This is a genomic window from Bacteroides gallinarum DSM 18171 = JCM 13658 (assembly GCF_000374365.1).
Lineage (GTDB): Bacteria > Bacteroidota > Bacteroidia > Bacteroidales > Bacteroidaceae > Bacteroides > Bacteroides gallinarum.
In genome coordinates, this window is sequence record NZ_KB894119.1 from 57,025 (window position 1) to 78,938 (window position 21,914).

Consider the following 21,914-nt stretch of genomic DNA (forward strand, 5'->3'; position numbering starts at 1 on the left):
ATCCCCGCTCCACGATATCGCATCGGGAAGCGGGGATCCTTTTATCTTCATAAAAGTGGTTACGTAATTATGACTAACTAATTCATTATTTAAATCTGATGTTGCAAAGATACAGCATCGATGCCGACGGTACAATCACTCAATTTAGGTATAATAAAGAACAGCAGTCATTATAAGTAGGTAACGCACCCGTTTCAATCAGGCATCCGCATAACTGTGCATCCCTCCCAAGATGTAACTGACCCCGAAATAAGTCATCAGCACGGTAAGGAAAGCCGCAATCTATAAAGGTGGAAAAACCGTTGCAGAGCTTTAAGGCCACCGGTTCTTATGAAAAGCCTTTAAGCTCTGCAACCGCTGCGGACAGTTGTTGCAACGCCTGTTGCAAGGCAGAACGCGGACAGCCTATGTTCAAGCGCATAAACCCTTCTCCCGGTTGCCCGAACATGGTTCCGTCATTCAATGCCAGGCGGGCTTTATCCACAAAAAGTTCTATCAGCTTCTCGTGCGGCAACCCCAATGCACGGCAATCCAGGAAAACAAGATAAGAGGCTTGCGGGCGTATCATACCGATACCGGGAATATGTCCTTTCAGGTACTTTTCCGTAAAGTCTATATTGCCTTTTACGTATTCGAGCATCTGCTCCAGCCATTCCTCACCATGCGTATAAGCAGCCGCAGCACCGATATAGGCAAGCAAATGCCCTTCGCAAAACTCGCCTGCCTCCATAAACTCCCGGAAACGGAGGCGAATGGCATCATTAACCGCTATGGCGTACGAACTGCCTAATCCCGGCATGTTAAAGGCTTTGCTGGGAGCCATAAAGGTCAGGGAGTTCTGTGCGGCGGCTTCGGAGACAGTGGCAAAGGGATGATGCTTATAAGGCGGTAAAGTAAGGTCTGCATGTATTTCGTCGGAGATGACCAAAGTCCCGTTGTCTTTGCAGACAGCCGCTATGCGGCAAAGTTCCTCCACCGTCCAGACACGCCCGCCGGGATTGTGGGGATTGCAAAGGATGAGCACCTTACACCCCCGGATATCCCTGGAGAAGCGCTCGAAATCGACATGATAATGTCCGTCGTACAAATCGAGCGGAGAATAGACTACCTCACGTCCCAAACGCTCTGTAACCAGGAAGAAAGGATGATACACCGGCGTCATCACCATCACTTTGTCGCCGGGATTGGTAAAGCATTGCAGAGCAAATGCCTGCCCGCGTACAATGCCGGGAACGAATGTCAGCATATCGCGTGTAACGTCCCATTGGTGGCGTTTGTGCAACCAGTTACAAATAGAGGTGTACCACTCTTCGCAAGCAAAGGTATAACCCAGAATTTCGTGGTCGAGGCGTTTGCGCAAGGCGTCCATTACGAAAGGAGGGGTGCGGAAATCCATATCGGCCACCCACATGGGAATCAAGTCGTCACGTCCCCATACATTTTTTACGCCGTCCCACTTTACGGAATCCGTACCACGGCGTTCAATCACTTCATCGAAATCATACTTCATAAGGCTCGAGTTACTTTAAATAGGGAAAAATATGAAAACAGCCGCATCCCACAAAGAATGCGAAAGGATAATAGCGGCAAACTTGTTCGGGAAAAAACGGTAAAACGCTCCCCAGGTTACACCCGCTGCCAATGCTGCCATAATGAGCATGAAATTGCAGGAACCGGCATGTACCAGTGTGTACAAAGCCGTGGCTACTGCAAACCCCGCATCGGGATTTTTCCAATGTTCGGAAAGCGTACGCTGTACATATCCCCGCCAGAAGATTTCTTCCGCAGGCCCTATCAGCAATAGCATCAAGGCTGCCAGTACCCAGGGGGACTCTCCCTCTTTCATTCCATAAATGGAATCTACCTGCGGACGAGCAAAGTCGAACATCCAGGCAGCGACCTTATCGCCTATCCAGAAAATCGCCCATAAAACGACGGCAATACCGATGCCCCACAGGATATTGGAGAGATTCCACTTCACGCCATGCCACCAGCCGGGACGAAACCAGGTGGCAAGCACGGACAAAGCCAGTGCCGAACCGGTCATCATCCACCAGAAGTCAACGGCATGTGCTGTCCACGGCGAAAACATGACAGTCCACAAAACGGCGGCCAGCAGGATAGTAAACGCTAACCTTTTCATACAAGCAATCCGGCTATGGCAAACGACAAGGCAAATACCAGGCTGAACAATAGCTGGAGCTTTGCAGTCATCTCATCCAGATTGGCAATAGCGGCAACCCCTTTTCCGGAGAAACGGGACATGATACGGACATTGCCGACAGCAGGAACCAGCACCAATAAGACTAACAATCCCCACAAGGGAAAAGTTCCGGCAGCCACGCAACCGGCAATCCAGCCGAAGGGAAAAAGTATCTCGGCACAGTAGAGAATCACGGAGTTCCTTCCGCCCAGCTCCATTGCCAGGGTCTTGATACTTGCCCGGGCATCGGTCTGCATATCGCGGGTATTATTGGCATGCAGGATAGCTACAGTAATCAGTCCTACCGGAAGCGCTATCCACAGGACATCCCACAGGAATACTCCCGTAGCTGCATATGCGGTTCCTATAGTAGGCAGAAAAGCATAGGCCATGAATATCACGACATCTCCCAGCGCGTTGTACTTCAGCGGCGGATAAAGCAGTGCGCAAGCCGCGCCGCCCAAGCCGACATACAGCAAAGGAAAGCCGGTACGCAACCATAAACCGATGCCTCCGGCAAGAGCCGCCAACAGCAATATCAATGACAGGCGGTATATTTCCACCGGAGAAAACATCTTATCCGTCAGTGTCTTCGCGCCAAACGTATCTTTCATATCGACACCTTGCTTATAATCAAAATAATCGCTCCAGGTATTTCCGGCTGCATGAAACACGATGATGTTCAACAATGCCCATATGCCGTTCGTCCAGTTTATATCCTCTTTCATCCAAAACAGATAGGCCAGCGTTACCACTACCGGCATAGCCGAGGCAGGAAACGACCACGGACGTACAGCTATCATCCAATCTTTAAAAGAATGCTTTTTCATCATAATCATATATTCGAATTATCAGGTTTTAACCGTATAGAACAAAATTGCCTGCAAAAGTACGAAATATCTTCGCTTTTGAGTAAATTTGCCAACCAATTTAAAAGAGACATTTATGACTAAAGCCCTGTTTTTCGACATCGACGGTACACTGGTGAGCTTCACGACCCACCGGATTCCCGCTTCTGCCATTGAAGCGCTGGAAGCTGCCAAGGCCAAAGGCATGCGGATATTCATCGCCACCGGACGTCCGCGCGTCATCATCAACAACCTTGCCGCCTTGCAAGAACGGGGACTGATAGACGGTTACATCACCATGAACGGAGCCTATTGCTTTGTAGATGATACCGTTATCTACAAGAGTCCTATCCCTACTGCCGAGGTAGATGTCCTGACCGGTTTCTGCCACGAACGCAATATTCCCTGCATATTGGTCGGAGAGCACGATATTTGCGCAAACCAGCCGGGCGAGATTGTAACGGAGATATTCAACAACCAGCTCAAAACGGCTCCTATCGAACCGAAGCCATATACAAGCGACCATTCAAACAAAGAATTCTACCAGCTAACGCCTTTCATCAATGCCAAAGAAGAACAAATTATATTGCCTTCCCTTCCCAACTGCGAAATGGGACGTTGGCATCCGGCATTCGTCGATATTACAGCCAAAGGAAATACCAAGCAGCACGGCATCGACGAGATAATCCGTTATTTCGGTATCCGCCTGGAAGATACGGTAGCCTTCGGCGACGGCGGAAACGACATCGGCATGTTGCGCCATGCAGGTATCGGAGTCGCCATGGGCAATGCCAAGGACGATGTAAAAGCCGCAGCCGATTACATTACGACGAGTGTCGATGATAATGGTATAGCCAATGCCCTGAAACAGCTTGAAATCATCGAAAGCTGATAACTAAAAGCAGAAAGCCGGCTGTGCTGCAAAAGCAACTTCCTGTCAACTATCCGATGTTCGATTTCAAGTTGTCAATTACCGGCTTTCAATTCCAAACTATCAACCTGCAACTATCATGTCTTTTGTACCCGACACCCAGAACAAAGAGTTTCAAGACGCCTTGAGCCTCATCCAGTACACCCGTCAGTCCGTTTTCCTGACGGGGAAAGCGGGTACGGGAAAATCTACTTTTCTCCGGTATATCTGCGAGCATACCAAGAAAAAACATGTGGTACTGGCTCCTACGGGAATTGCCGCTATCAATGCGGGCGGAAGCACGCTACACAGTTTCTTCAAACTGCCGTTCTACCCTCTCCTGCCCGATGACCCTAATCTCAGCTTGCAGCGGGGACGTATCCATGAATTCTTCAAATATACCAAGCCGCATCGCAAACTGCTTGAAGAGCTGGAGCTGATTATCATCGACGAGATTTCCATGGTACGGGCGGACATCATCGATGCCGTAGACCGTATTTTACGTGTCTACTCCCGTAATCTTCGCGAACCCTTCGGCGGAAAGCAAATCTTGCTGGTAGGCGATGTTTTCCAATTGGAACCGGTGGTGAAAGGGGATGAACGGGAAATCCTGAACCGCTTCTACCCTACCCCCTATTTCTTCTCTGCAAGGGTTTTCAACCAGATAGACTTGGTATCTATCGAGTTGCAGACAGTTTACCGCCAGACGGATAAGGTATTTGTCGGCGTATTAGACCGCATACGTAACAATACGGTGGGTGCTGCCGACCTGCAACTGCTCAATACCCGTTACGGCACGCAGATAGAGCAGCCGGAAGCCGATATGTATATAACCCTTGCCACCCGCCGCGATAATGTAGATTATATCAACGACAAGAAACTTGCCGAACTGCCGGGAGCTCCGGTAACATTCCACGGCGAAATTACGGGCGACTTTCCCGAAAGCAGCCTGCCCACTTCGCAGGAACTGGTTCTTAAGCCGGGAGCCCAAATCATTTTCATCAAAAACGATTTCGACCGCCGGTGGGTAAACGGCACTATCGGTATCGTCAGCGGCTTCGACCCTATCGAAGAAACGCTTTACATCATTACGGACGACGGCAAAGAATGCGATGTGAAGCGGGAATCATGGAGGAACATCCGCTATAAATATAACGAGGAGAAAAAGCAGGTCGAGGAGGAGGAATTAGGAACTTTCACCCAATATCCTGTGCGGCTGGCATGGGCTATCACCGTACACAAGAGCCAGGGGCTGACTTTCAGCCGGGTGGTTATCGACTTTACGGGCGGGGTATTTGCCGGCGGACAGGCTTATGTGGCGCTTAGCCGATGTACCTCCCTGGAAGGGATACAGCTAAAGAAACCCGTAAGCCGTGCCGATGTATTCGTGCGTCCCGAAATCGTAGGGTTTGCCGGACGCTTCAACAACCGCCAGGCTATCGACCGTGCCCTGAAACAGGCACAGGCAGATGTACAATACGTAGCAGCGGCCAAAGCGTTCGACCGGGGAGATTTCGAAACTTTCCTCAACGAGTTTTTCAAGGCTATCCATTCACGCTATGATATAGAGAAGCCTACCGTACAGCGTCTTATCCGTAAGAAACTGAACATCATCAACCGGCTGAAAAAGGACAATGCCCGGTTGAAGCAGGAAATGGAAGAACAGCGAAAACGCCTGCAAAACTATGCCCGCGAATATTATCTAATGGGAAACGAATGTATCACCCAGGCACACGATGTCCGTGCCGCCCTTGCCAATTACGACAAGGCGCTGGAGCTTTATCCCGAATATACAGACGCCTGGGTACGGAAAGGTATCACTCTTTTTAATGAAAAGCAATACGGGGAAGCCGGAGAATGCCTGAACCGTGCCGTACGCCTGCGTCCCGCCGACTTCAAAGCCGTATACAACCGCGGGAAACTGCACCTTAAACTCGAGGATATCGAGGGAGCCGTAGCCGACCTGGACAAAGCCACCACCCTAAAGCCCGAACATGCCGGAGCCCACGAACTTTTCGGAGATGCCCTGATGCGGGCAGGGAAAGAAGTTGAAGCCGCCCTGCAATGGCGGTTGGCGGAAGAACTCAGGAAAAAGCGTTCCTCCAAATGAGTTTTCGTCCTATACATTTGATTACAAGAAACTTATTATTTACTTTTGTGTTATATTGTAAACCAAACCCTATAACGCCATGCTTCTGAAACTTTATGAAAAAAATAACAATCCGGCCGATTTGCAGCAAGTAATCGACGTACTGAACGACGGCGGCATCATCATCTATCCCACCGATACCATGTATGCCATTGGCTGCCACGGGCTAAAAGAGCGTGCGATAGAGCGTATCTGCCAGCTCAAGGGCATCGACCCGAAAAAGAACAATCTTTCCATTGTCTGTTACGACCTGAGCAGCATCAGCGAATATGCCAAAGTGGACAATAACACATTCAAACTAATGAAGCGCAACTTACCGGGAGCCTTTACCTTCATCCTGAACGGAACCGTACGCCTGCCGAAAATTTTCCGTAACCGCAAAGAGGTGGGAATCCGTATGCCCGACAACCCGATTACCCAGGAGTTGGCACGCCTGCTGGATGCTCCTATCATGACTACCACGCTTCCTCACGAAGAAACCGAAGACATCGAATATTGTACCGACCCCGAACTAATCGACGAGAAATTCGGGAATACCGTAGATTTGGTAATCGACGGCGGCATAGGTGGCATAGAGGGCTCCACCGTAGTGAACTGTACCAATGGCGAAGCGGAAGTCGTTCGCCAGGGGAAAGGCTGGCTGGACGAGGGGTAATATTTATCTTCCTTATACTTTTCAAAACTTTTCCAGCCTCCGTTATGTTTCTTTCCCAAAGAAACGATAAACCCCATGAGTACGAGAGAGCAATACTGGAAATATTCACTGATTACCATTATCATCGGATTAGGAATTATCCTTTTCAGACACATCACCCCCTTTTTAGGCGGCCTGCTGGGAGCGCTGACTATTTACATACTGGTGAGGAACCAGATGATTTACCTGGCCGGAAAGCGAAAGATGAAACGGAACATAGCCGCCACTATCATTACGGCAGAGGCTATTCTATGTTTTCTCGTTCCTTTGGCATTAGTGGTATGGCTGGCTGTAATAAACTTGCAAAGTATCAATCTCGACCCGCAAGCCATTATCGCGCCGCTCGAAAAAGCCGCCGCCGTTATCAAGGCAAAAACCGGCTACAACGTATTGGGAGGCGACAGCCTTTCGTTCATCCTCTCGTCCCTGCCGCGTATCGGACAGACACTTATGGGCGGTATCAGCAGCTTCGCCGTAAATATGTTCGTATTGGTATTCGTCCTCTACTTCATGCTGATAGGCGGAAAGAAAATGGAGCAGTATATCAGCGAAATCCTTCCTTTCAATGAAGCCAACACCCAAGATATAGTACACGAAATCAACATGATTGTCCGCTCCAATGCAATCGGCATCCCCCTGCTCGCTATCATACAAGGCGGGGTGGCTATGATAGGCTATTGGATATTCGGAGCACCCAATATTTTATTTTCAGGCTTCCTGACGGGCTTCGCCAGTGTTGTTCCCATGGTAGGTACGGCATTGATATGGGTTCCCATAGCCATATACATGGCATTAATCGGTAACTGGTTCCAGGCTATCGGACTGGCAATCTTCGGTGCTCTCATCATTTCGCAGCTCGACAACCTGATACGCTTTATCATCCAAAAGAAAATGGCCGATATCCACCCGCTTATCACTATCTTCGGAGTTGTCATAGGGCTTTCTCTCTTCGGATTCATGGGTGTCATTTTCGGCCCGTTGCTGCTTTCCCTGTTCTTCCTCTTTGTCAATATGTTCAAAAAAGGATACCTGGAGGGAGAAAAGCAGTAAAAAGACAAGGCTGTAAAGCGGTAAAAATAAAACTGCCCGTTCCTCTCACGACGAGAAAGCGGGCAGCCTTTTATCTATATACTATTTCCTTATTATTTCAGCAAAGAAGCCGGGTCGAGATGCTCTGCCTCGATATCCTTGAAATAACGGTATGTACCGACTTTCAGTTCTACGGTAGCGGCATCGTCGCAAACGATGATGCCTCTTTCGTGCATTTGCAACGCGCTGATAGTCCACATCTGCATAACGGGACCTTCTACGGCATGATAAAGCGCACGCGCCTTATTGTGTCCGTTTACGATAATCATCACCTCTCTTGCACTGAGCACAGTACCCACACCTACCGTCAGAGATGTTTTAGGTACTTTGTTTACATCGTTATCGAAGAAACGGGAATTGGCGATGATTGTGTCGGTAGTCAGCGTCTTCTGGCGGGTACGCGACGACAAAGAAGAACCCGGTTCATTGAAAGCGATGTGTCCGTCGGGACCGATACCCCCCATAAAGAGGTCGATACCTCCGTAAGATTTAATCTTTTCCTCATAACGTGCACACTCCGCGTCGAGGTCGGCAGCATTGCCGTTCAGGATATTGGTATTTTCCGGTTTGATGTCGATGTGGCTGAAGAAGTTGTTCCACATAAAAGAATAGTAGCTTTCGGGATGTTCCTTCGGCAAGCCGACGTATTCGTCCATGTTGAAAGTCACTACATTTTGGAAAGATACGATACCTTTCTTGTTCAGGTCGATTAAGGCCTTGTACATACCCAGAGGCGACGAACCGGTAGGGCATCCCAATACAAACGGTTTTTCGGGTGTCGGATTAGCGGCTTTGATTTTGGCAGCTACATAATGTGCCGCCCACTGCGATACGGATTGATAATCCGGTTGAATGATTAGTCTCATTACGATTATTTTATTAGGTTAATAAAATGGAGGTTTCTCATTGCCTGTCCTTCTTCAGACGTTCGGCCATGGCGCGTGCCAGGTTTTCGCATTGCTCATAGGTGATGTCCTTCATCGCCTGTTTCATCTCTACGGGCTCGCCCACGATTTCGAACTTGCTTTTCTCGGCAAACTCACCCATGCGCTTTACGGCAGCACCCGCCCAGCAGAACGAACCGAAATAGCCTAGATAACGGCCTTTCACCTCGCGTACCAGTATCTTGGAGAGCAGGGATTCTATTTCCGGGTAAATCTGGTTGCTGTAAGTAGGACTTCCGATTATCAGGCCGCGGTATTTGAATATATCGGCAATGATGTAGGAAGGATTGCTTTTGCTGACATTGTGCATCACTATATTCCTGATGCCCTGTGCCGAAAGCTCCGCAGCGATTGCCTCTGCCATTTGTTCGGTATTGCCGTACATGGAACCGTAGGCTATAACGACCCCTTCCTCAGCCGCATAACGGCTCAAACGGTCGTAGATGCCGATGACTTTAGCGATGTTCTCCGTCCATACCGGGCCATGGGTAGAGCAAATGGTAGAAATAGGCAACCCGCCCAGCTTTGCCAGCGCCTTCTGCACGGGAGAGCCGTACTTACCTACGATATTGGAATAGTAACGTACCATTTCGTCCCAATACTTATCCAGATTTATGCGCGTATCGAGGAAGCCGCCGTCGAGCGTACCGAAACAGCCGAAGCCGTCGCCTGAAAAGAGCACGCCTTCCGTTTCGTCGAAAGTCATCATCGTTTCAGGCCAATGTACCATCGGGGTCATATAAAAACGGAGCTTATGATGTCCTAAAGCAAGGAAATCCTCATCCTTCACCATATACTGCTCGCCCGTTACGCCATAGAAGCCCTCTATCATGCCGAAAGTCTGCTTGTTGCCTACAATGACGATGTCGGGATAATGCTGTTTGATTAAGCGGATAGAGCCGGAATGGTCCGGTTCCATGTGATTGATGATAAGATACTGGATAGGGCGCTCGCCGATTATACTCTTTATTTTCCGAAGATATACCTCAAAGTAACAAATATCTACCGTATCAATCAATGCAACTGTTTCATCGTCTATCAGGTAAGAGTTATAGGACACTCCATAAGGCAATGGCCACATACCTTCAAACAAATGCTTATTGCGGTCATTCACTCCCACGTAGTGGATTTTTCCTTTAATCACTGTCTTTGGGTTCATTGTTATTATCTCCTAATTTAGATTGATTCCATATTCTAACAGCGGCAAAAATAAGTCTTTTTTCTCACATTTCATACTTCTTTCCTTGATATGCATCAAGTTCTTTCATTCTTTTTTGAACCCGGTGGTTAAATTCATAATTTTTCAGTCCCCAGTCGGGGGCGATAAGCAGCTCTTTCGGAGACTGCGAAACGAAACGTTCCAGAACGATATCCGGACGGAGATGCTCTATATAATCTATCACAAGGTCGATGTATTCCTCCACACCGAAAAGGTGGAAATCTTCGGGATGCTGCTCGTACTCCAAAGCCATGCGAGTGCCGCGTATCAACTGCAACTGGTGCATTTTCAACGTAGTAAGCGGCAAGCGCGACACATCCCGCGCCTGTGCCACGATGCGTTGGTGCGTCTCGCCCGGAAGCCCCAGGATTACATGTCCGCCCGTCAATATTCCACAAGCCGCCGTCCGTTTCACGGCATCAACGGCAGCCCGAAATGTATGGCCGCGGTTAATGCGGCGGAGCGTTTCGTCGCACGTGCTCTCGATGCCGTACTCCACCAAGAGGAAAGTATGCCTGTTGATACCTTCCAGGTAACGGAGCAAGTCGTCCGGCATACAGTCCGGACGAGTACCGATAACCAGCCCCACCACCCCGTCTACCGACAACGCCTCCTCATACTTCCGTTTCAGGGACTCCAGCTCGCCGTAGGTATTGGTATAAGCCTGGAAATATGCCAGGTACTTCATCTCTGGATATTTATGGGCAAAGAATTTCTTTCCTTCTTCCAGTTGCAGGCTTACCGGTTTCTCGGTACGGCAGTAATCGGGGTTAAAGGTCTGGTTGTTACAATAGGTACAACCGCCGTATCCCTTATTCCCGTCACGGTTGGGGCAGGTAAAACCGGCATTCAACGAGATTTTCTGCACTTTATACGGAAAATAACGTTTCAGGAACAGAGGAAATTCATTATAAAGAGGCATCGCACTCATAGGTCTGTAATATTTAGAAACAAAGTTAAGACTTTTCTCCGGTTTTTACTAACGGAAAGCGGATTAGACGCTTTCATTACTTCCATAGACAGACTCCCGGTTCGTTTACAAGCCACAAACGCACTCATTGTAAGCTGCACCGGAAAATGTTGCGGTTACCGGTTTAAAGCAATTACAATATACGCCATACCCCCGGCTGCCTCCACGATAAATACATTTCGACGATTAGTTACACCTTTGCATACAAAATTATATATTTGCCGGCATCGGGATTGAAATAAATTCATAGCTTTGTATACGACCTTCGGGAACTGCATTTCTTACTATCAAAAAACAGTCGTATGAGTAATAGTTATCACAAAAACCTCGTATTCACGGCAGCGTGCATCGGAATGTGTTTCTTCGGTGTTTCAATGATTACGCTGGGTTCGGTATTACCCTCTCTCGTAGCCAAACTGGGATTGAGCGGGTTACAGGCAACCTCTTTGGCAACCTTCCTGCCCCTCGGCATGTTAGTCGGCTCATTGATTTTCGGTCCTGTCGTAGACCGCTTCGGACACAAGGCCTTGCTGATTCCCAGTTGCGCCGTCGTACTATTAGGACTGGAAGGACTGATATTTTTTGAAAGCATCCCGCTGCTCCAAACCTCGATAGTAGGCATCGGACTGGGCGGTGGTATCCTGAACGGAGAAACCAATGCCCTGGTATCCGATATTTCCAACGAGTCGGAGAAGGGTTCCCGGCTCAGTTTCCTGGGAATGTTCTATGGACTGGGGGCACTGGGCATACCGAGCCTTTTGGGTATTTTATCAGAATACTACTCCTTCGAGACTATCCTTCAGGGTATAGGCATCCTTATGCTGGCGGGTATATCGTTCTGTATCCCCGTACGCTTTCCCGCACCCAAACAAGCACAAGGCTTTCCTGTAAAAGAGGGGTTGGGACTGCTGAAAGAGGGCAGCCTGCTATTACTCAGTTCTATCCTTTTCTTCCAGAGCGGCATCGAGGGAGTGTGCAATAACTGGTCTACGAGTTATTTCGGACAGGCTACCGACATCCCTGCCAACCGGGCACTAATGGCACTGACCTGCATGGTTGTCGGATTGACCGTGGCGCGTATGCTGCAAATAGCGATTTTCAAGAAGATAAAACCGGCAACGGTACTTCCTTACAGCCTTATCCTTGCCGCCATAGGCTTCGGGCTGCTGGCAGCATCACCGGGATTCGTACGGGCTGCAACGGGCATGGTACTGGTAGGAATGGGACTCTCATCCACCTATCCGGTTGTCCTGAGCATCCTCGGTACACGCTATCCCGCATTGTCGGGAACGGCATTCAGCATAGCCCTTACCATAGCCCTTGTAGGGCAAACCGCCATGAACGGACTTATGGGAACGGTTTCCGTATATGCCGACGGCATAGCGCTCTATCCTTATATGATGATAGGCTCGCTCATTATCATGCTCATCCTGTTTAAACGCTCGCTCAAATAACAGTCTCCGTTCCGCTTTCAATAAGGGCAGAACAAGATTTCCCTTTCCGCATCCCTCGCGTAAAATACAAATTATCATTTATTAATTAGATTAGATTTCCGCTTTATCGTATATTTGTACCGAATAACCGAATTAAAAGATATGAAAAAGATAAGTTTGGCACTCCTATTCTGCCTTTGTACGCTGACGGGCTTCGCCCAGACCGGCAAGCCGCTCGATTTAAGAGAAATCGTATCCGGAGAATTCACTCCTCAAAGCATTTCGGGAGTTATCCCCATTCCGGGAGACGGAGAACACTATTCGCAGATGAATGCAGACAAGACGCAAATCATCAAATACTCCTTCAAGACGGGCAAACCGGTAGAAGTACTGTTCGACGCTGCTACCGCCCGCGAATGCCCGTTCAAGAAATTCGACAGCTACAGTTTTGCTCCGGACGGCAGCAAGCTGCTTATCGCAACGGAAACGACCCCTATCTACCGCCACTCTTACACGGCTATACATTATATATATAGTTTAAAACGAAACCTGGACGGCAAGATAAACAATGTAGTGGAAAAGCTGTCGGACGGCGGACCGCAGCAAGTTCCGGTCTTTTCGCCCGACGGATACCAGGTAGCTTTCGTACGCGACAACAATATCTTCCTCGTGAAACTGCTCTACGGCAACAGCGAAAGCCAAGTGACCGAAGACGGTAAGCGCAATGAAGTGCTGAACGGCATCCCCGACTGGGTGTACGAAGAAGAATTCTCCTTTAACCGTGCCTTGGAATTCAGCCCCGACAGCAAGATGCTGGCATTTATCCGTTTCGACGAACGGGAAGTGCCCTCGTACACCTTCCCGGTATTTGCCGGAGAAGCTCCCCACATCGCCCCTTACGAAAAATACCCGGGCGAATACACCTACAAATACCCCAAGACCGGTGAAAGGAACTCCAAGGTATCCGTACATACTTTCGACATCAAGTCCAAGGTAACCCGCAAAATCGACGTACCGCTGGAAGAAGGGGGTTACATCCCCCGTATCCGCTTTACGCAAGACCCTAACAAACTCGCCATTATGACACTGAACCGCCACCAGAACCGGTTCGACCTGTACTTCGCCAATCCCCGCAGTACCGTCAGCAAGCTCGCAGTACGCGACGAGAGCGACACTTATATCCGCGAAAGCGTGTTCGACAATATCGTCTTCTATCCGGAAAATTTCAGCTTTGTCAGCGAAAAGAGCGGCTACAACCATTTGTACTGGTACAGCATAAACGGCAACCTCATCAAGCAAGTCACCTCCGGTACTTACGAAGTACTGGATTTCCTGGGTTACAACCCCGAAGACGGCAGCTTCTATTACAGCAGCAACGAAGAAAGCCCGCTACGCAGCGCCGTCTACAAGATAGACCGCAAAGGGAAAAAGACTAAATTATCATCGCAAACCGGAACGAACAGTGCACAGTTCAGCGCAAACATGAAGTATTTCATGAACCGCTACTCCAACCTGAACACTCCGACACTCATTACCCTTAACGACAATACCGGCAAGACGCTAACTACGCTCGTAGACAATGCCGCCCTGAAACAAAAGATAAAGGAATACGATATGCCGGAAAAAGAATTCTTCTCTTTCCGGACTTCCGACGGTACTGCCCTGAACGGCTGGATGATGAAACCTACGGATTTCTCCGCCGACAGGAAATACCCGGTTCTGATGTACCAGTACAGCGGTCCCGGCTCGCAGCAAGTGCTCGATAAGTTCGGCGTAAGCTGGGAAACCTATATGGCATCCCAAGGATATATCGTTGTATGCGTAGACGGACGTGGAACGGGTGGACGCGGTGCGGAATTCGCCAAAACCACCTATCTGAACCTCGGTATTAAAGAAGCCCGCGACCAGGTGGAAACCGCCCTGTATTTAGGAAACCAGCCCTACGTAGACAAAGACCGCATCGGCATTTGGGGGTGGAGTTACGGCGGCTACATGACCATTATGAGTATGAGCGAAGGAACTCCGGTATTCAAGGCAGGAGTTGCCGTAGCCCCGGTTACCGACTGGAACTACTACGATACCGTATACGGCGAACGCTTCATGCGTACCCCGAAAGAGAATGCCGAAGGCTATAAGGCTGCTTCCGCCTTTACCCGCGCCGGTAACCTGCACGGTAATCTGCTATTGGTACACGGCATGGCGGACGACAACGTACATTTTCAGAATTGCGCGGAATATGCCGAACACCTCGTACAGCTCGGCAAGCAGTTCGACATGCAGGTCTATACCAACCGTAACCACAGCATATTCGGCGGCAATACCCGCATGCACCTGTATACCCGGCTGACGAATTTCTTTAACCGGGAACTGAAAAATAGATGAGTGAAAGAGTACGGAAGCCGGAATGGCTCAAAATAAGCATCGGCGCCAACGAGCGTTACACCGAAACCAAACGCATCGTAGAGTCCCACTGCCTGCATACGATTTGCAGCAGCGGACGCTGCCCCAATATGGGAGAATGCTGGGGAAGGGGTACGGCCACCTTTATGATAGGCGGAAACATCTGTACCCGCTGTTGCAAATTCTGCAATACGCAAACGGGCAAGCCCATGCCCTTAGACCCGCAAGAGCCGGTACATGTAGCCGAATCCATTGCCTTAATGAAACTCTCCCATGCCGTTATCACGTCGGTAGACAGGGACGACCTGCCCGACCTCGGTGCCGCCCACTGGGTACGGACGATTCGCGAAATCAAACGCCTCAACCCCGAAACGACCGTCGAGGTGCTGATTCCCGACTTTCAGGGCAGACAGGAGCTCATAAACCAGGTAATCGAAGCCCGGCCTGAAATAATCTCCCACAATATGGAGACGGTGAAACGCATCAGCCCGCTGGTACGAAGCAAAGCCCGCTACGAAACAAGCCTCAAAGTGATACGGCAGATAGCAGGCAGCGGAACCGTCACCAAATCCGGCATCATGGTAGGGCTGGGAGAAACTCCGGACGAAGTGGAAGAATTAATGGACGACTTGCGCAGCACAGGTTGCGGGATACTTACCATAGGGCAATACCTGCAACCTACCCATAAGCACTATGCGGTGGCGGAATATGTTACCCCCGCCCAGTTTGCCGCCTACAAAGAACTCGGACTGAAGAAAGGTTTCACGCAGGTAGAAAGTGCGCCGTTGGTACGTTCGTCCTACCATGCAGAAAAATCGACCCTGTATCTACAAAAAGGGATGAAATAAAGAACATTTTATACAGGCTATTTGTTAAAAAGGAAACGGCAAAATAGTGTAGTAATGGGCAAGCAGAGAGTTCTATCATCCAAGTTCAACATGTCATTGGGATATATCCCCGTCATTATATCCATTATATTATGTGAATTCATAATACAAGACACGGCTATCTACATCGGTACGGGTATAGGACTGCTGTCCAGCATCTATATGCTGCGACGCAAAGGCTCGCACATCCCCCAGATTATATTGTACAGTACCACGGGCATGTTACTGCTGCTGACGATAACCTCTTTCTTCTCCACGGATTATTGTCCGGAGGCGATGTTCCCGTTTACGCTGGAAATCAGCGCTATCATTCCGCCGCTCATTATTTTCCTGAACAGGAAACGCTTCCTGGACTACCACACCGCCCAGTCCCGCAAATGCTGCAAGCAGTTTTTCGCACAGGGAGCCGAAGCCGCCATAGTATCCGCACGCGTACTGTTACTTATCGGTTTCCTGCATCTCCTGATTATATCGCTCGCCATACTAATCAGCCACCCGCTGAACGATACGGCACGCTATGTCCTATTCCATATCATGCCCCCTTGCGTATTCATACTGAGTATCCTGTTCAACCAGTTCGGCATATATTACTTCAACAAAGTAATGAAACACACCGTGTTCGTGCCGATAGTAACAACCAAAGGAGACGTTATTGGAAAAGCAATGGCCTCCGAAGCCATTAGCCGGAAAAACGAATACATTAACCCCGTTATCCGCATTACCGCCGTTTCGCACGGCATGCTGTTCCTGCTGCCGCGCCCCCAGTGCAGTACACTCGAGAAAGGCAAGACGGACATACTAACGGAAGGCTACCTGATATATGGAGAAACCCTGGAACAGGGCGCGAAAAGAGTATTGCAACAAACCCTCCCTACGGCGTCGCTGCAAAATCTCCGCTTCAACCTTACGTACCATTTCGAAAACGAGCTGACCAACCGCCTGGTTTACCTTTTTACCCTCGATGTAGACGACGACTCTCTACTGTGCAATAAAGAGTTAAAGGGCGGGAAGCTCTGGACATTCCGGCAGATAGAGCATAACCTTCACCGGAACTTTTTCAGTAGCTGCTTCGAATACGAATACGAGTACACGAAAGAGATTATTTATACAAGAGAAAAATACAAGGAATCTTAGACAAGTCAGGAACTTTACCCTGCCACTCCTTCACCGTTTTAGTTTTAATGTACTCCCCCTCACATGTGATATTGGCAGCAATACAAAGCTTGGTCTGTGGACGGCAGTTACGCAGGATATCCTCTGCCATTTTGTTATTGCGGTAAGGAGTTTCTATGAAAAGCTGGGTCTGATGCTCCGTGTACACCCGTTGTTCCAGCGCTTTCAGCTTCCTGGCGCGCTCGCCGGGTTCAATAGGCAAGTATCCGTGAAAAGCGAAGCTCTGCCCGTTGAAGCCGGAACCCATGACCGACAATATAATCGAGGAAGGCCCCACCAAAGGAATCACCCTCAGGTTCTTGCGTTGAGCTATCGCCACCACATCCGCTCCCGGGTCGGCAACAGCCGGACAACCCGCCTCGGAAATCACCCCCATTGGATATCCGGCCTCAAGCGGCTGCAAATACCCGGAAATATCCTCCGGCGAGGTATGCTTGTTCAGCGTATAGAATGTAAGCGCATCGATATCTATATCCTTGTCCGCCTTTTTCAGAAAACGGCGCGCCGAGCGCACATCCTCCACTATGAAATGGCGGATACCCATTATCATTTCCTTATTATAAGAAGGCAATACGGTTTCAACCGGAGTGTCGCCCAAAGTAACGGGCAACAGGTAAAGAGCAGTTTCCATGTGAATCGGCTAAAATGATAAAGTAATAAAGCGATGAGGTGATAAAGCGACGAATGAAATGATGAAACGATAAAATGAATGAAACGATGAAATGAATGAAACGATGAAATGATAAAGAAATAAAAGAGGTAAAGTGATAGGGCAATAAGTCTCATATTACTACCCCCTATCGCTTTACCGTCTTATCACCTTCTTTTATCCGTAGATTATATTTCCGTTTTCGTCTTTATATTCATCCAACCCCTTTTCATAAGTAGCCATGGCTCGCAGGCTCATACCTACGCTGGAGAAACCTCCGTCATGGTACAGGTTCTGCATGGTAACCTTGCGGGTCAAGTCGGAGAACATCACGATACAATAATCGGCACACTCATCGGCCGAGGCATTGCCCAGCGGAGACATGCGGTTGGCAAAGTCGAACAGCTTGTCCATACCCTTCACACCCGAACCGGCAGTAGTCATCGTAGGCGACTGCGAAATCGTGTTGACACGTACGTTGTGCTCGCGGCCATAGATGTAGCCGAAACTGCGGGCAATAGACTCCAGCAACGCCTTCGCATCCGCCATATCGTTGTAACCGTAGAATGTACGCTGTGCCGCCACATAACTCAACGCCACGATAGAACCGTATTCTGCAATGGCATTCATTTTCTTGGCTGCCTGTATCATCTTATGGAAAGAAACGGCCGAAATATCCAGCGTCTTACCCAACATGTCATAATCGAGGTCGTCATATGTACGTTTCTTGCGCACATTGGGCGACATACCGATAGAATGAAGAACGAAATCAATCTGACCGCCCAACACCTCCATAGAACGTTTAAAGACATTCTCCAAATCTTCCACACTGGTAGCATCGGCTGCAATAACCTCGCAACCCAGCTTTTCGGCCAACGCCGAGACTTCACCCATGCGCACGGCAACGGGCGTATTGGACAAGGTGATAACCGCACCTTCTTCTACTGCTTTTTCTGCTACTTTCCAGGCAATGGACTGCTCGTTCAGAGCGCCGAAAATAATGCCTCTTTTTCCTTTCAACAAATTGTAACTCATACCTTTTTTACTAAGTTTTGGGCTGCAAAGATAGTGCAAAAACCCTGAAAGCGCACAAAGAAAAGGGCAAAACCACAAAAAATACACTAAAACCAACAATTAGTACACACTTTTTCAGCTAAAGCCCGATAAATTTGCAACTGGTAATTAAGAGGTTTTTTCATAATATTTATTTAAGGTTAGAATTAGGTTAACATGAATCATTTATTATTCTTTTCGTAAGCCACTCGCGAGAGCAGCTTACGAGAGAATAATAAGAAAAGCAGAAAGCACGGAGCCGGCCGTTTGCCGGGAAAGACCGCTTAGTCCACAGATTACGAATTCATAAACATAATATCACGAATGAACACATTATCTAAAAAGCTATTTACGCTTACCGCACTTTTCCTTGCATTGCTGCCCGCACGCAATACAGCCTGCGCCCAATGCAAAAGTCCCGTAGACGAAAACATCTATAAAGAGCTGCCCTTCAGCATGCCCGAGGTCGAACAGCCCTCATTCCCGGACTATACGGTCAACATCCTGGATTTCGGGGCGAAGAGCGACGGGATTACCCTGAACACCCGGGCGATAAACGATGCCATTAAAGCCGTCAATGCAAAAGGCGGCGGCAAGGTAGTTATCCCGGCAGGGTGGTGGCTCACGGGACCTATCGAGCTATTGAGCAATGTCAACCTATATACGGAAAAGAATGCACTGGTCGTTTTCACAGACGACTTCAACGCATACCCCATTATCGAAACCTCCTTCGAGGGGCTGAATACCCGCCGCTGCCAATCGCCCATATCGGCACGCAATGCCGAGAACATAGCGATTACGGGCTATGGCGTATTCGACGGCTCGGGCGACAGTTGGCGTCCGGTAAAGCAAGGCAAACTAACCCCCACCCAATGGGACAACCTCGTCAAATCGGGCGGTGTGGTAGACAACTCCATATGGTATCCCACGGAAGGCTCATTGAAAGGAGCGCGGGCGTGTAAGAACTTCAACAATCCCGAAGGCATCGAAACGGACGAGGAATGGAACGAAATCCGTCCGTGGCTGCGTCCGGTACTGCTCAGCATAGTCAAGAGCAAGAAAGTGTTACTGGAAGGAGTTACATTCAAGAACTCGCCGAGCTGGTGTCTGCACCCGCTATCCTGCGAACATATCACTATCAACCGGGTAAAAGTATTCAACCCCTGGTATTCGCAGAACGGTGATGCCTTAGACCTGGAATCCTGCAAGAACGCATTGGTAATCAACAACATTTTCGATGCCGGCGACGACGCAATCTGCATCAAGTCCGGCAAAGACGAAGACGGGCGCAAACGCGGCGAACCCTGCCAGAACGTCATTGTAAAGAACAACACCGTACTGCACGGACATGGCGGCTTCGTAGTAGGCAGTGAAATGTCCGGTGGCGTGAAGAACATCTATGTAACGGACTGCACTTTCCTCGGCACGGATGTAGGCTTGCGCTTCAAAAGCACCAGAGGACGCGGCGGTGTCGTAGAGGGAATCTATATCCACAACATCCACATGCTCGACATACCCCACGAACCGCTGCTGTTCGACCTGTTCTACGGCGGTAAGGGAGCCGGCGAAGAAACGGAAGAGGAACTGAAAGGCCGTATGAAAACGGCAATCCCGCCTGTAACCGTCGAAACACCCTCTTTCCGCGATATCCACATCTCCAACGTCATCTGTAAAGGCTCGGGACGTGCCATGTTCTTCAACGGACTGCCCGAGATGCCTATCAAGAACGTCACCGTAAAGGATGTAATCATCAGCGACGCCAAAGAAGGCGTAGTCATCAGCCAGGCAGAAGGCGTTACGCTGGAAAACATACGCATAGACACCCAGGGGCACACGCTCGATGTAAAGAATGCCAAAGAACTGAAAGTAGACGGGAAAGTATATTCCACAATCGGAGCGGAAGGGAAACTGCTGGACTTTAAATAATCTTCATTAAGCAATAAGCTCAAAGCAGGCAGTTTTTTTGCCAAAAGGACAAGAACTGTCTGCTCTTTTTAGTTTAATTTTGCAGCAATCGATTAATTAAACACATTCCTTATGAAGATGACCTTTTTAACCGGCTTCCTGCTACTGTGCGCCTGTACCCTCACCGCACAAGCGCAGACAAGTACCCGGAAAGCAAGTACCAAAACTATCCCGGTAGAAGTAAGCAACTCATGGAGCAAAGACAAGACAGACGCTCCGGTAGTATTAAAAATCAAAGACCTGCAGCCCGGCTTCCGCGTGCGTTCGGCTGTCGTGATGAACGGCAATGAAGAAATACCCTCGCAACTGGACGACCTGGACGGCGATTTGAAAGCCGACGAACTGGCATTCGTCATCGACATTCCCGCCCAAGGCAGGAAAACGCTGTCAATCACCCTGTCTTCCGCCCCTACCGGCAAAACCTATCCGGCACGCGTATTCGCCGAGATGCTGATACGCGACGCCAAGAAACAGAAACACGCTCCGACACAATCGGTCACAGTGCCCGGCACTACCAACTTTTACAGCATGCTGCACGGACACGGCCCGATGTTCGAATCGGAACTGGTGGCTTACCGCCTCTACTTCAACCAGAAACAGACTATCGACCCGTACGGCAAGTTCAAGAAAGGACTGGAAATCCAAGAGAGCAGATTCTATCCCAATGACGAACAACTTGCACGCGGTTTCGGCGACGACGTGCTAATGGTAGGCAACAGTTGCGGCGTCGGCGCCCTCAAAGGCTGGGACGGAACGAAAGCCACCCACATAGAACCGGTAGCATTCCGCACGGAAAGCATCCTTGCCTACGGCCCCATACGCACCATAGCCGAAGTATCCGTGAAAGGCTGGAATTACCGGGGAAAAGAGCTGAACATGACCAACCGCTACACCCTCTATGCCGGACACCGCGACCTGCTGGTAGAAACCTTCTTCGACGAACCCCTGGGCGACGAGCAGTTCTGCACCGGCGTACAGAACATCATGGGCGGCAAAACCCTCTCGGACTCCGACCACAAAGGGCTGGTAGGCAGTTGGGGAAGACACTGGCCTGTAAACGACACCGTGAAATACGCCAAGGAAACAGTGGGCATCGCCACCTACATACCGCAGGAATACGTCCGCAAAGAAGTAAAAGACAAAGATAATTTCCTTTATACCCTCTCAGCACCGGGCAGCGACCGCTTCCACCACTACACCATGTTTACATCGCGCAAGGAAACTTTCGGTTATCCTACTCCCGAAGCATGGTTCGCCTACATGCGCGAGTGGAAAGAAGAACTGCAACACCCGGTACAGGTAAAAATCAAGAATTAACCATTTAAAAG

Annotated in this window: 18 protein-coding genes; 10 read left to right on the forward strand and 8 right to left on the reverse strand. The window is 49.3% G+C overall.

Going from position 1 to position 21,914, the window contains the following annotated elements:
* Nucleotides 1-328: 328 nt before the first annotated feature.
* The 3 genes from C233_RS0104555 to C233_RS0104565 are packed head-to-tail and all read right to left on the reverse strand — an operon-like array spanning nucleotide 329 to nucleotide 3,033.
* Entirely contained in the window at nucleotides 329-1,510 is a 1,182-nt protein-coding gene (locus tag C233_RS0104555; protein ID WP_018666238.1) for a MalY/PatB family protein, read from the reverse strand.
* A gap of 15 nt (nucleotides 1,511-1,525) precedes the next feature.
* The gene (locus tag C233_RS0104560; RefSeq protein WP_018666239.1) at nucleotides 1,526-2,143 is read right to left on the reverse strand and encodes a CPBP family intramembrane glutamic endopeptidase; all 618 of its coding nucleotides are present in this window, start codon (nucleotides 2,141-2,143) and stop codon (nucleotides 1,526-1,528) included.
* A complete protein-coding gene (locus C233_RS0104565) occupies nucleotides 2,140-3,033 on the reverse strand; it encodes a prenyltransferase (protein WP_025068615.1) in 894 nt (297 codons plus the stop codon). The genes C233_RS0104560 and C233_RS0104565 overlap by 4 nt, the downstream gene beginning before the upstream one ends.
* A 115-nt stretch (nucleotides 3,034-3,148) precedes the next feature.
* On the opposite strand from C233_RS0104565, the gene C233_RS0104570 reads away from it, so the two are divergent.
* The 4 genes from C233_RS0104570 (at nucleotide 3,149) to C233_RS0104585 (ending at nucleotide 7,854) form a co-directional block, all read left to right on the forward strand.
* On the forward strand, nucleotides 3,149-3,943 hold the full coding sequence (locus C233_RS0104570; RefSeq protein WP_018666241.1) for a Cof-type HAD-IIB family hydrolase: 795 nt from the start codon (nucleotides 3,149-3,151) through the stop codon (nucleotides 3,941-3,943).
* A gap of 118 nt (nucleotides 3,944-4,061) precedes the next feature.
* Nucleotides 4,062-6,071: an AAA family ATPase gene (locus C233_RS0104575; protein ID WP_018666242.1), complete on the forward strand. Its 2,010-nt coding sequence runs from the start codon at nucleotides 4,062-4,064 to the stop codon at nucleotides 6,069-6,071.
* Nucleotides 6,072-6,150: 79 nt separating this feature from the next.
* Nucleotides 6,151-6,765: an L-threonylcarbamoyladenylate synthase gene (locus C233_RS0104580; RefSeq protein WP_018666243.1), complete on the forward strand. Its 615-nt coding sequence runs from the start codon at nucleotides 6,151-6,153 to the stop codon at nucleotides 6,763-6,765.
* Between the two features lie 75 nt (nucleotides 6,766-6,840).
* On the forward strand, nucleotides 6,841-7,854 hold the full coding sequence (locus C233_RS0104585; protein WP_018666244.1) for an AI-2E family transporter: 1,014 nt from the start codon (nucleotides 6,841-6,843) through the stop codon (nucleotides 7,852-7,854).
* Between the two features lie 92 nt (nucleotides 7,855-7,946).
* Here the strand turns inward: C233_RS0104585 and nagB are convergent, their stop codons facing one another.
* The 3 genes from nagB to mnmL all read right to left on the reverse strand — a co-directional run bounded on the left by nagB (nucleotide 7,947) and on the right by mnmL (nucleotide 10,987).
* Nucleotides 7,947-8,759 carry a glucosamine-6-phosphate deaminase gene (gene nagB / locus C233_RS0104590; RefSeq protein ID WP_018666245.1) on the reverse strand — a complete coding sequence of 271 codons (813 nt, stop codon included), beginning with the start codon at nucleotides 8,757-8,759 and terminating at the stop codon, nucleotides 7,947-7,949.
* 37 nt (nucleotides 8,760-8,796) lie between these two features.
* On the reverse strand, nucleotides 8,797-9,996 hold the full coding sequence (locus C233_RS0104595) for an FprA family A-type flavoprotein (RefSeq protein ID WP_025068616.1): 1,200 nt from the start codon (nucleotides 9,994-9,996) through the stop codon (nucleotides 8,797-8,799).
* A 64-nt stretch (nucleotides 9,997-10,060) separates the two neighbouring features.
* The gene (mnmL, locus tag C233_RS0104600) at nucleotides 10,061-10,987 is read right to left on the reverse strand and encodes a tRNA modification radical SAM protein MnmL/YtqA (RefSeq protein ID WP_018666247.1); all 927 of its coding nucleotides are present in this window, start codon (nucleotides 10,985-10,987) and stop codon (nucleotides 10,061-10,063) included.
* Between the two features lie 341 nt (nucleotides 10,988-11,328).
* Between mnmL and C233_RS0104605 the strand changes: the two genes are divergently transcribed.
* The 4 genes from C233_RS0104605 (at nucleotide 11,329) to C233_RS0104620 (ending at nucleotide 16,880) form a co-directional block, all read left to right on the forward strand.
* Complete coding sequence (locus tag C233_RS0104605; protein WP_025068617.1) at nucleotides 11,329-12,480, forward strand: MFS transporter; 1,152 nt, start codon at nucleotides 11,329-11,331, stop codon at nucleotides 12,478-12,480.
* Between the two features lie 141 nt (nucleotides 12,481-12,621).
* Nucleotides 12,622-14,841 (forward strand): S9 family peptidase, encoded by a 2,220-nt coding sequence (locus C233_RS0104610; RefSeq protein ID WP_018666249.1) that lies wholly within the window; start codon nucleotides 12,622-12,624, stop codon nucleotides 14,839-14,841.
* Entirely contained in the window at nucleotides 14,838-15,707 is an 870-nt protein-coding gene (gene lipA / locus C233_RS0104615; protein ID WP_018666250.1) for a lipoyl synthase, read from the forward strand. Before C233_RS0104610 ends, lipA begins: the two co-directional genes overlap by 4 nt.
* Nucleotides 15,708-15,761: 54 nt before the next feature.
* Nucleotides 15,762-16,880: an NUDIX hydrolase gene (locus C233_RS0104620; protein WP_018666251.1), complete on the forward strand. Its 1,119-nt coding sequence runs from the start codon at nucleotides 15,762-15,764 to the stop codon at nucleotides 16,878-16,880.
* On the opposite strand, the gene C233_RS0104625 is transcribed toward C233_RS0104620, so the two are convergent.
* Both C233_RS0104625 and C233_RS0104630 read right to left on the reverse strand, forming a co-directional pair.
* Nucleotides 16,846-17,550 carry an SAM-dependent methyltransferase gene (locus C233_RS0104625; RefSeq protein ID WP_018666252.1) on the reverse strand — a complete coding sequence of 235 codons (705 nt, stop codon included), beginning with the start codon at nucleotides 17,548-17,550 and terminating at the stop codon, nucleotides 16,846-16,848. The two genes, C233_RS0104620 and C233_RS0104625, sit on opposite strands and share 35 nt — an antisense overlap.
* 195 nt (nucleotides 17,551-17,745) lie before the next feature.
* A complete protein-coding gene (locus C233_RS0104630; RefSeq protein ID WP_018666253.1) occupies nucleotides 17,746-18,603 on the reverse strand; it encodes an enoyl-ACP reductase FabI in 858 nt (285 codons plus the stop codon).
* A gap of 342 nt (nucleotides 18,604-18,945) precedes the next feature.
* Here C233_RS0104630 and C233_RS0104635 point away from each other — a divergent pair, with 342 nt between their 5' ends.
* Together C233_RS0104635 and C233_RS0104640 are read left to right on the forward strand one after the other, a co-directional pair.
* On the forward strand, nucleotides 18,946-20,547 hold the full coding sequence (locus tag C233_RS0104635) for a glycoside hydrolase family 28 protein (protein WP_018666254.1): 1,602 nt from the start codon (nucleotides 18,946-18,948) through the stop codon (nucleotides 20,545-20,547).
* Between the two features lie 111 nt (nucleotides 20,548-20,658).
* Nucleotides 20,659-21,903 (forward strand): DUF4861 domain-containing protein, encoded by a 1,245-nt coding sequence (locus tag C233_RS0104640; protein WP_018666255.1) that lies wholly within the window; start codon nucleotides 20,659-20,661, stop codon nucleotides 21,901-21,903.
* Nucleotides 21,904-21,914 lie beyond the last annotated feature (11 nt).